Here is a 10,038-nt window from a genome sequence, read left to right as displayed (position 1 = left end):
CACCTGCGCCCCGCCGCCGACTACGACAACCTGTACCACTCCGCCCGGGCCCGCAGCGTGGCCGACTGGGTGGTGGGCCTCAACGTCACCCGGGCCCTCACCTGCAAGTACAACGCCCAGCTGTCCGCCGGCCGGGTCCAGACCCCCACTCTGGCCCTCATCGTGGACCGGGAGGAGGAGATCCGCAAGTTCCAGCCCAAGGAATTCTGGACGGTGTCGGTGAAACTGCCCGGCTTCACAGCTACCTGGCGGGACAAAAACGGCCAGGCCCGTATCTTTGACAAGGCCCAGGCGGAGGCTCTGGCCGCCCGTATGAACGGGAAGCCGGCCCTCCTCTCCGAAGTAAAGCGCACCTGGAAGCAGACGCCCCCTCCGGCGGCCTACGACCTGACCGAATTGCAGCGGGACGCCAACAAGAAATACGCCTACTCCGCCAAGGAGACCCTGTCCATCATGCAGAACCTCTATGAGGTTCACAAGATCCTCACCTATCCCCGCACCGACTCCCGCTACATCTCCGACGACGTGGTGCCCACCCTGCCCGAGCGGCTGCGCAGCGTTATGATCGACGAGTACGCCCCCCTGGCCCGGCAGATCATGACCCGCCGCCCGCTCCAGACCCGGTTTCTGGTGAACAACGCCAAGGTGAGCGACCACCACGCCATCATCCCCACCGAGGAGCAGGTGGATCTGTGGCGGCTGTCCGGCCCGGAGCGCAACATCTTCGATCTGGTGGCCCGCCGGTTCCTGGCGGTGCTGCTGCCTCCCTTCGAGTATGAGGAGGTCTCTCTCCGGCTGACCATCGACGGCGAGACCTTCCTCGCCCGTGGGAAAATCGTCAAGGAGCAGGGCTGGAAGGCGGCCTACGGACACGCCTTTGCCCTGGAGGACGAGGAGGAGGACGAGACGGGAGAGCGGGAGCAGACCCTCCCCGATCTGCGTCAGGGGGACAGGCTGACGGTGCAGTCGGCCAGGGCCAACACCGGCAAAACGGCCCCGCCCAAGCGGTATACCGAAGCCACCTTGCTGACAGCGATGGAGCACCCTGCCGCTCAGGTACAGGACCGGGACCAGAGTAAGATTCTGGAGGAAACCGGCGGCCTGGGTACCCCCGCCACCCGGGCGGACATCATTGAGAAGCTATTCTCCGCCTTCTACATCGAGCGGCGGGGCAAGGAACTGGTACCCACCTCCAAGGGGGTCCAGGTGGTGGGGCTGGCCCCCGCCGACCTGCGCTCGGCCTCCCTCACCGCCAAGTGGGAGAAGCGGCTGGGGGACATCGCCCAGGGCCGGGAAAAAGAGGACGCCTTCGTGGGCGAGATGCGGAAGTACGCCTCCCATCTGGTGGCCGAGGTGAAAGCCAGCCAGGCCAGCTACACCCACGACAACGTAACCCGCGAAAAGTGTCCCGACTGCGGCAAATTCCTGCTCAGCGTCCAGGGCAAGCGGGGCAAGATGCTGGTGTGTCCCGACCGGGAGTGCGGCTACCGCCGCTCGGTGACCCAGACCACCAATGCCCGCTGCCCCAACTGCCACAAAAAGATGGAGCTGCGGGGCGAGGGGGACAAACAGCTCTTCGCCTGCGTGTGCGGCTACCGGGAACGGCTCAGCGATTTCAAGAAGCGGCGGGAGAGTAAATCCGCCGGCAAGGGGGACGTGCGCCGCTACCTCCAGCAGCAGGAGCAGAAAAAGGATACCGGCAACTCCGCTATGGCAGAACAGCTGAAAAAGTGGCTGGAACAGAACAAATAAGAGAGAATCAGAGAGAAAAGAGAGATTTCTATGGATGCGTTTGTTTCCTTCATCAACTGGCTGGACGACTTTATCTGGGGCATTCCCATGATCGTGCTGCTGCTGGGTACTCACCTATTCATGACGGTACGCACCGGTTTCATCCAGCGCAAGACCTTCACCGGCGTCCGCCTGTCGGTGACCCGTGACCCGGACGCTCCCGGCGACGTGAGCCAGTTCCAGGCTCTCACCACCGCCCTGGCCTCCACCATCGGCACCGGCAACATCATCGGCGTGGGCACCGCCATCTTCCTGGGCGGCCCCGGCGCGGTGTTCTGGTGCTGGATCGCCGGTATCTTCGGCATCGCCACCAAGTACGCCGAGTCCCTCATCGCCGTCAAGTACCGGGTGCGCACCCCCGACGGCAAGATGCAGGGCGGCGCCATGTACGCCCTGGAGCGGGGGCTGGGCCTCAAGTGGCTGGGTGTCCTCTTTGCCGCCCTGGCCGCTCTGGCCTCCTTCGGCATCGGCTGCGGCACCCAGATCAACGCCATTGCTGAAGTAATTGAGAACAATATTCCCGTGCCTATCCCCCCCATTGTCATCGGCATCGTGGGCGGCCTGCTCACCGCCATTGTCATCATCGGCGGCATCAAATCCATCGCCAGCGTGTGCGAGAAGCTGGTACCCTTCATGGCCATCTTTTATGTGCTGGGCTGCATCATCATTCTGGGCTTCAACTACGATTTCATCCTCCCCGCCATTGAGGCCATCGTGCGTCTGGCCTTTACCCCCGGCGCGGTGGCCGGCGGTCTGGTGGGCCAGGGCCTGATGATCGCCATGCGCTTCGGCGTGGCCCGGGGCCTGTTCTCCAACGAGTCCGGTATGGGTTCCGCCCCCCTGGTGGCATCCGCCGCCCAGACTCGCAACCCGGTGCGCCAGGCCCTGGTCTCCGCCACCGGCACCTTCTGGGACACCGTAGTGGTGTGCCTCATGACCGGCCTGGTGCTTGTATCCACCATCATGAAAAACCCCGATATCGACATGATCCACGTCACCGACGGCGGCCAGCTGACCACCCTGGCCTTCGCCCAGATTCCCGTTCTGGGGCCGGTGATCCTGGTGATCGGCATCATCACCTTCGCCTGGTCCACCATTCTGGGCTGGTCCTATTACGGCGAGCGGTGCGCCCAGTATCTGTGGGGTAAGAAGGCCATCCTGCCCTACAAGATCCTCTTTGTGGCTGTGGTGGTCATCGGCCCGGTGCTGGCCCTGGATCTGGTGTGGACCATCGCCGACATCCTCAACGCCCTCATGGCCATCCCCAACCTGATCGCGGTACTCCTTCTCTCCGGTGTGATCGCCAGGGAAACCAAGCACTATCTGCATCACCTGGACGAGGTGGACACCACCGAGATCCCCAGCGTGGATAAATAGTTGACAACCCTTTTTCACAGTGCTATGATAAGGCCGACAAGTTCATATGCAGTCTTCAGGGCAGGGTGAAATTCCCGATCGGCGGTAAAGTCCGCGAGCGCGCAGGCGCAGGATTTGGTGCAATTCCAAAACCGACAGTTAAAGTCTGGATGGAAGAAGACGCCGGCGGGAATGAACGTACCCCTTTTCTTTTGGTATCGTTTTCCTGCCCAGCAGTTGCTTTCTCAGCGCCCCGAAGTTGCTTCGGGGCGCTTTTTTCGTCCCGAGAAAGGAGGGACAAGCAAAAATGAACGGCACTGACTATATGGCGCTGGCTATCCAATTAGCCAGACGCGGCGCCGGCTGGACCAGCCCCAATCCCCTGGTGGGGGCGGTGCTGGTAAAGGAGGGCAGGGTCATTGGCCAGGGCTGGCACCGTCGCTGCGGCGGTCTCCACGCCGAGCGGGAGGCGCTGGCCGCCTGCACGGAGGACCCGGCGGGGGCCACCCTGTACGTCACACTGGAACCCTGCTGCCACCAGGGCCGTCAGCCGCCCTGCACCCAGGCCATCCTGGACGCAGGTATCGCCAAGGTGGTTATCGGCTCCCGGGACCCCAATCCCCTGGTCCATGGCAAGGGGGCGGCCCTGCTGCGGCAGGCCGGAGTCCAGGTGGAGGAGGACTTTATGCGCTGGGAATGCGACGCCCTCAACCCGGTATTCTTCCACTACATCACCCACAAGACCCCCTATGTGGCCATGAAGTACGCCATGACCGCCGACGGCAAAATCGCCTGCCATACCGGTCTGTCCCAGTGGGTCACCGGCGAGATTGCCCGCGCTCACGTCCACACGCTGCGACACCAGTACCGGGGTATCCTGGCGGGCATCGGCACGGTACTCCAGGACGACCCCATGCTCACCTGCCGGAGGTCGGGCGGCCGCAATCCGGTGCGGATTGTCTGCGACTCCCAGCTGCGCATCCCCCTTACCTCCAACCTGTGCCGCACCGCCAGGGAGGTGCCCACCATCGTGGCCTGCGCCTCTCCCCCGCCGGACAGACGGACGGCGCTGGAGGCCCTGGGGATCACGGTGCTGGACCTGCCCGGCCCCGACGGCAGAGTGGACCTGCCCGCCCTGATGGCGGAGCTGGGAAAACGGGAGATTGACGGCGTACTGCTGGAGGGGGGCGGCGGCCTCAACGAGTCCATGCTGCGGCAGGGTCTGGTGCAGAAGGTCTATTGCTACCTGGCCCCCAAGCTGTTCGGCGGCGCGGAGGCCAAAAGCCCGGTGGAGGGCCGGGGGGTGGACCGCCCGGAGGACTGCTGGCGGCTCTCTCCTCCCACCTGCACCCCCATGGGGGAGGATCTGCTGCTGGAATACGAGGTGATACAACATGTTCACAGGGATCATTGAGGAACTAGGCACCATCCGCAGGGTGGGGCCGGGTAGTCTGGAACTGGCCGCCCACACGGTGCTGGAAGGTACCAAGCTGGGTGACTCCATCGCGGTGAACGGGGTGTGCCTGACGGTGACCGCCCTCTCCCCCACCGGCTTTACCGCCGACGTGATGCCCGAGACCTTCCGGCGCACCGGCCTGGGCGGGCTGCATCCCGGCTCTCAGGTCAATCTGGAGCGGGCGATGGCTGCGGATGGCCGTTTCGGGGGCCACATCGTCACCGGCCACATCGACGGCACCGGCACGGTAACCTCCCTCCGGCGGGAGGGCAACGCGGTGTGGGTCACCATCTCCGCCCCCCCGGAGCTACTCTCCGGCATCGTGGAGAAGGGCTCCATCGCCATTGACGGCATCAGTCTGACGGTGGCTGCCGTCACCGACCGGGATTTCTCCGTCTCCATCATCCCCCACACCGGGGGCCACACCACCCTGCTGGACCGGAAGGCGGGGGATACCGTCAACCTGGAGACCGATATTTTGGGCAAATATGTGGCCAGACTGCTGGGCCGGGAGACTTCCAAGGCTTCCGGCATTACCATGGAATTTCTGGCCCAACACGGATTTTAAAGGAGGATACATAGTATGGGATTTGCCACCATTGAGGAGGCCCTGGAGGAGCTGCGGGCCGGACACCTCATCATGTGCATCGACGACCCCGACCGTGAGAACGAGGGTGATCTGATCTGCGCCGCCCAGTTTGCCACCACCGAAAACGTAAACTTTATGGCGGTCCATGCCAAGGGCCTCATCTGCACCCCCATGTCGGAGGCGGTGGCCACCCGGCTGGGGCTGGAACAAATGGTGAAGGTGAACACCGACAACCATCAGACCGCCTTCACCGTGTCCATCGACCATGTGGATACCACCACCGGCATCTCCGCTGAGGAGCGGGGCTTCACCTGCCGCCGGTGCGCCGCCCCCGACGCCAGGCCGGAGGAGTTTCGGCGGCCCGGCCATGTGTTTCCCCTGGTGGCCCGCCGGGGCGGGGTGCTGGCCCGCAACGGTCACACCGAGGCCACGGTGGATCTGTGCCGCCACGCAGGCCTTGCCGAGTGCGGCCTGTGCTGCGAGATCATGCGGGAGGACGGCACCATGATGCGCACCACCGAACTGCTGGAAAACGCCGAGGCCTGGGGCCTCAAAGTCATCACCATCCAGGATCTCCAGGACTACTGCCGCCTCCACGACAAGCACGTTGTGCGGGAGGCCACGGCCAAAATGCCCACCAAGTATGGCGACTTCACCATCTACGGCTACACCAACGACCTCACCGGCGAGAGTCATGTGGCCCTGGTGAAGGGGGACATCGGGGACGGCTTAGGGGTGCTGTGCCGGGTCCACTCGGAATGCCTCACCGGCGACGTGTTCGGCTCCCAGCGCTGCGACTGCGGTCAGCAGCTCTCCGCCGCTATGGAGCGCATCGAGAAAGAGGGCCGGGGCGTGGTACTTTATATGCGGCAGGAGGGCCGGGGCATCGGTCTCATCAACAAGCTGAAAACCTACACCCTCCAGGAGCAGGGCTACGACACGGTGGAGGCCAACCTCAAGCTGGGCTTTGCACCCGATCTGCGGGAGTATTGGATCGGGGCTCAGATCCTCCGTGATTTGGGAGTCAAGGAACTGCGCCTGCTGACTAATAATCCGGACAAAATCTACGGCCTGTCCGGCTTCGGCCTGGAGATCACAGAGCGGGTACCCATCGAGATTGCCCCTCAGAAACACGACCATTTCTATCTGTGGACCAAGCGTGAAAAAATGGGTCACCTGCTGGAGCAGGTGACCGACGACGACAAGATTTAGGGAGGTATTTGACATGAATATTCTGGAAGGCAAACTGATTGGCAGCGAAAGCCTGCATATCGCCATTGTAGCATCCCGGTTCAACGAGTTCATCGTAAGCAAACTGCTCTCCGGCGTGGAGGACGGCCTGGTGCGCCACGGTGTGCCCACGGAAAACATTGACGTAGCGTGGGTGCCCGGCGCCTTCGAGATCCCGGTGGCCGCCCTCCGCCTGGCCCAGAGCGGCAGGTATGACGCGGTGATCTGTCTGGGCGCCGTGATCCGGGGTTCCACCTCCCACTACGACTATGTATGCGCCGAGGTATCCAAGGGGGTGGCCCAGGCCTCCATGCAGAGCGGCAGACCGGTCCTCTTCGGGGTACTTACCACCGACACCATCGAGCAGGCCATCGAGCGGGCCGGCACCAAGGCGGGCAACAAGGGCTACGACTGCGCCCTGTCCGCCATCGAGATGGTCAACCTCTTCGCCCGTCTTTCCTGAGATAAAAAGCGGGCCTGCTGCGCATCGTTGTTGCACAGCAGGCCCGCTTTCCATTTTTACACGCCCAGATCCACGGTATATTGATAGGGACACAGGGAGATGGGATCATCTTCAAAGGCCCGGTTCCTGGCCAGTTCCTCGTTGTCGAACAGATCGTAGAAGCCAAAGGTGAAGCTGCTGCTGCTGTGGCTCTCCACCAGTTCATTGGGGATGGCCGCATAGAGGGTGAAGGAGCCGGTGGTCAGCGGGTCGATACTGCTGAGGCTCTCCCCCTCAGCGGTAATGACATCACAATTGGTGGCGTCCACCTCGAAGTTATACTGATCCACCATAAAGTTGCCCACAAAGAAATCGTACACCGGCAGGGCATCGGTGGCCAGATTCTTGATGGTACCCTTGATGTACACAAACTGCTTGCCGCTCTCCGGCTCAGGGCCGGTGGTGCGGGTAATCTGTACGCCGTTGTTGGTGGTGATGGAGGTTCTGATATCCTCGGCGATCCCGGTTTCAGTGAAGGTCATCTCCACAAAGTCCAGCGTGATGGTATCGCCAATAGCAAAGGACTCCGCCGCCGGCTTGGTGGTCTCCTCCACCGGCTGGCTCTCCGAGGGTTCCACTGCGGGGGACGGAGAATTTTCTACGACCTCATTCCCAGTGGGCGACTGGGTGGTTTCACCGCTCCCTCCGCCGCCGCACGCGGCCAGAGCGCACATCATCGCCACTGCCAGCAGGGCTGCCATCCATTTCTTCATGTTCATCCATTCCTTTCCTTGCAAAATTGGGGCCAATATGCCCCTGACGGAACTTCTGAACCAAGTGTAGCATAAAAAATCGGCATTACAATATCCCCTCTGCATAGTGTTCGCCGCCCATCACCTCAGCAGCGCCGCCATATCCTCCGGCAGCGGGCAGGTCAGGTGGAGATGTGCCCCGGTGATGGGATGGGTGAGAAACAGCTCCGCGGAGTGAAGAGCGGGCCGGGCAATGAGGGTTCTGTCCTCCCTGCCGTAGAGGAAATCGCCGGTGAGCGGACAGCCCAGATGGGCCATATGGACCCGGATCTGATGGGTGCGGCCCGTCTCCAGTTCCAGCTCCACCAGCGCCCGGTCCCCTGCCCGCTCCACCACCCGGTAGCGGGTGGCCGCAGGCCGGCCGGACGGGTCCACCTGCCGCATAATCAGGGAAGCGGGTACCCGCCCGATAGGGGCCTCCACCCTGCCCTGTTCCGGCTCCGGCACCCCGTCGCACACCGCCAGATAGATCCGCCGGAAGGCCCCGGTGTGCATCTGACCTTTCAGTTTCTCCTGGGCGTGGGGATGCTTGGCCACCACCAGCAGTCCCGAAGTACCTTTATCCAGCCGGTGGACCGGGTGGATCCCCGCCGTTTTCCCCTTCTGCTGGTAATCATAAGCGATATAGTTGCACAGGGTATCCCTGCCGTTGCCCGGCCCGGGGTGGACCGGCAGGCCGGGGGCCTTGTTGACCACCAGCAGGTCGTCGTCCTCATAGACCACATCCACCTTGCCCGGCGTGGGAAATACGGTGTCGGGTTGCCCCCCATCGTCCACCCGGACAGAGAGAACCTGCCCTGCCGCCGCCCGCTGGCCGGTGATGGCCCGGACGCCGTCCAGCAGGATACCGTCCTCCAGCCATTTGATCCGCTTGATGACGGTGCCCGACAGGCCCAGTTCCCGGCGCAGCAGGGTGTCGATCTTTTCCCCGTCCCACGCCGGTTCCACCCGCAATGTCAGCCGGCGGCAGGTTTTTCCGGTCACGATACCCTCTCCTTCCTGTTTTTTTCAGTATAGCATGGCCGTCTGTGCTTTTCAAACCGGGTTTTTTGTAGTATAATAGCTTTTAATATATTGGCCGTTTTGCGGACCATATGCGCACCTTATATTGTACCCTTCCAGGAAGCGAGGCGCCGTTTATGGCAGAGAAACTGGGCATCTATATCCACATCCCCTTTTGCCGCAGCAAGTGTGACTACTGCGATTTTTACTCCCTGGCCGGCCAGGAGGGGCGGATGGACGATTACCAGAAGGCCTTATTGGCCCACATGAAGGAGACCGCCCCTCAAACCAGGGGCTGGCAAATCGACACCGTATACTTTGGGGGCGGCACCCCCAGCTTTTACGGGGAAAAGCGGCTGCGGGAACTGCTGCGGCTCATTGGCAAGCGGTTTGATCTGGCTAAGGATGCCGAGATCACCGTGGAGTGCAATCCGGACAGCGTGGATCTGAAGATGCTCCAGGCCCTCCGTCGGGCGGGGGTCAACCGGCTCTCCCTGGGGGTGCAGTCCGCCTGCGACCGGGAATTGCAGAGTCTCCATCGCCCCCACGACTTTCAGCAGGCCGTCCAGGCAGTGGCTCTGGCCCGCAAGGCAAAGTTTCAGAATCTCAGCCTGGACCTGATCTACGGCCTGCCCGGCCAGGAGTTGGCCGGCTGGCAGGACACGGTGGAGCAGATACTCTCCCTCAAGCCGGAACACCTGAGCTGCTACGGCCTGAAGGTGGAGGAGGGTACGCCCCTGGACTACCGGGTGTCCCGGGGGGAGAAGCTGCCCGACGACGATGCCCAGGCGGACATGTATCTGTGGACGGTGGAGCGGTTGGAAAAAGAGGGCTACCGGCAGTATGAGATCTCCAATTTTGCCCGTTCCGGCTTCCAGTCCCGCCACAACCTGAAATACTGGATGGGCCGGCCCTATATCGGCTTCGGACCCGGCGCCCACTCCGATTTCGGCGGACGGCGTTACTCCTTTGTCCGGGATCTGGAGGGTTATATCTCCGGCGTTCTGGAGGGCGGCACCGTCATTGACTCCTCCGACCTGATCCCCGCCCGGGAACGGGGCAGCGAATATCTGATGCTCCGCCTGCGTACCACCCGGGGCATTGAGGAATGGGAATACCGCCGGGAGTTTTTCCTGGACTTCGACCCCATTGAGCAAAAGCTGGAGGACTATGAGCGCCACGGCTGGGCGGAGCGCCACGAGCGGCGCTGGAATCTGACCCCCAAGGGTTTTCTCATCTCCAACCAGCTCATTGGCGATCTGCTCACCGTCCAGGAGGAGGCCACTTTGGAAAAGACCCTTCCCCGACTGAAGCAGGGCCGCCCCACAGAAGCGGAATAAAGTTTTTTGATCAAACGCTC

The 10,038-nt window shown here is 62.6% G+C and carries 9 protein-coding genes and 1 riboswitch; of the genes, 7 read left to right on the top strand and 2 right to left on the bottom strand.

Annotation, left to right across the window (positions count from 1 at the left end; genetic code table 11):
* From topB to ribE, 6 genes are all read left to right on the top strand, one after another.
* The coding region (gene topB / locus Q0K43_RS02065; protein WP_297288909.1) for a DNA topoisomerase III at positions 1-1,752 on the top strand (1,752 nt) is incomplete at its 5' end.
* Between the two features lie 30 nt (positions 1,753-1,782).
* Positions 1,783-3,168 (top strand): alanine/glycine:cation symporter family protein, encoded by a 1,386-nt coding sequence (locus Q0K43_RS02060; protein ID WP_297288908.1) that lies wholly within the window; start codon positions 1,783-1,785, stop codon positions 3,166-3,168.
* A 47-nt stretch (positions 3,169-3,215) separates the two neighbouring features.
* Positions 3,216-3,333: riboswitch (FMN riboswitch) on the top strand.
* A gap of 121 nt (positions 3,334-3,454) precedes the next feature.
* A complete protein-coding gene (ribD, locus tag Q0K43_RS02055) occupies positions 3,455-4,561 on the top strand; it encodes a bifunctional diaminohydroxyphosphoribosylaminopyrimidine deaminase/5-amino-6-(5-phosphoribosylamino)uracil reductase RibD (RefSeq protein ID WP_297288907.1) in 1,107 nt (368 codons plus the stop codon).
* The gene (locus Q0K43_RS02050; protein ID WP_297288906.1) at positions 4,542-5,171 is read left to right on the top strand and encodes a riboflavin synthase; all 630 of its coding nucleotides are present in this window, start codon (positions 4,542-4,544) and stop codon (positions 5,169-5,171) included. Before ribD ends, Q0K43_RS02050 begins: the two co-directional genes overlap by 20 nt.
* A gap of 15 nt (positions 5,172-5,186) precedes the next feature.
* Positions 5,187-6,404 (top strand): bifunctional 3,4-dihydroxy-2-butanone-4-phosphate synthase/GTP cyclohydrolase II, encoded by a 1,218-nt coding sequence (locus Q0K43_RS02045; RefSeq protein ID WP_297288905.1) that lies wholly within the window; start codon positions 5,187-5,189, stop codon positions 6,402-6,404.
* A gap of 13 nt (positions 6,405-6,417) precedes the next feature.
* On the top strand, positions 6,418-6,885 hold the full coding sequence (gene ribE / locus Q0K43_RS02040; RefSeq protein ID WP_297288904.1) for a 6,7-dimethyl-8-ribityllumazine synthase: 468 nt from the start codon (positions 6,418-6,420) through the stop codon (positions 6,883-6,885).
* A gap of 56 nt (positions 6,886-6,941) precedes the next feature.
* On the opposite strand, the gene Q0K43_RS02035 is transcribed toward ribE, so the two are convergent.
* Positions 6,942-7,643 (bottom strand): hypothetical protein, encoded by a 702-nt coding sequence (locus tag Q0K43_RS02035; RefSeq protein WP_297288903.1) that lies wholly within the window; start codon positions 7,641-7,643, stop codon positions 6,942-6,944.
* Between the two features lie 114 nt (positions 7,644-7,757).
* Positions 7,758-8,660 (bottom strand): RluA family pseudouridine synthase, encoded by a 903-nt coding sequence (locus Q0K43_RS02030; protein WP_297288902.1) that lies wholly within the window; start codon positions 8,658-8,660, stop codon positions 7,758-7,760.
* A gap of 155 nt (positions 8,661-8,815) precedes the next feature.
* Between Q0K43_RS02030 and hemW the strand changes: the two genes are divergently transcribed.
* Positions 8,816-10,018: a radical SAM family heme chaperone HemW gene (gene hemW / locus Q0K43_RS02025; protein ID WP_297288901.1), complete on the top strand. Its 1,203-nt coding sequence runs from the start codon at positions 8,816-8,818 to the stop codon at positions 10,016-10,018.
* Positions 10,019-10,038 lie beyond the last annotated feature (20 nt).

This window comes from uncultured Flavonifractor sp. (genome assembly GCF_944383115.1).
Taxonomy (GTDB): domain Bacteria; phylum Bacillota; class Clostridia; order Oscillospirales; family Oscillospiraceae; genus Flavonifractor.
This window is presented reverse-complemented; position numbering and strand designations above follow the sequence as displayed.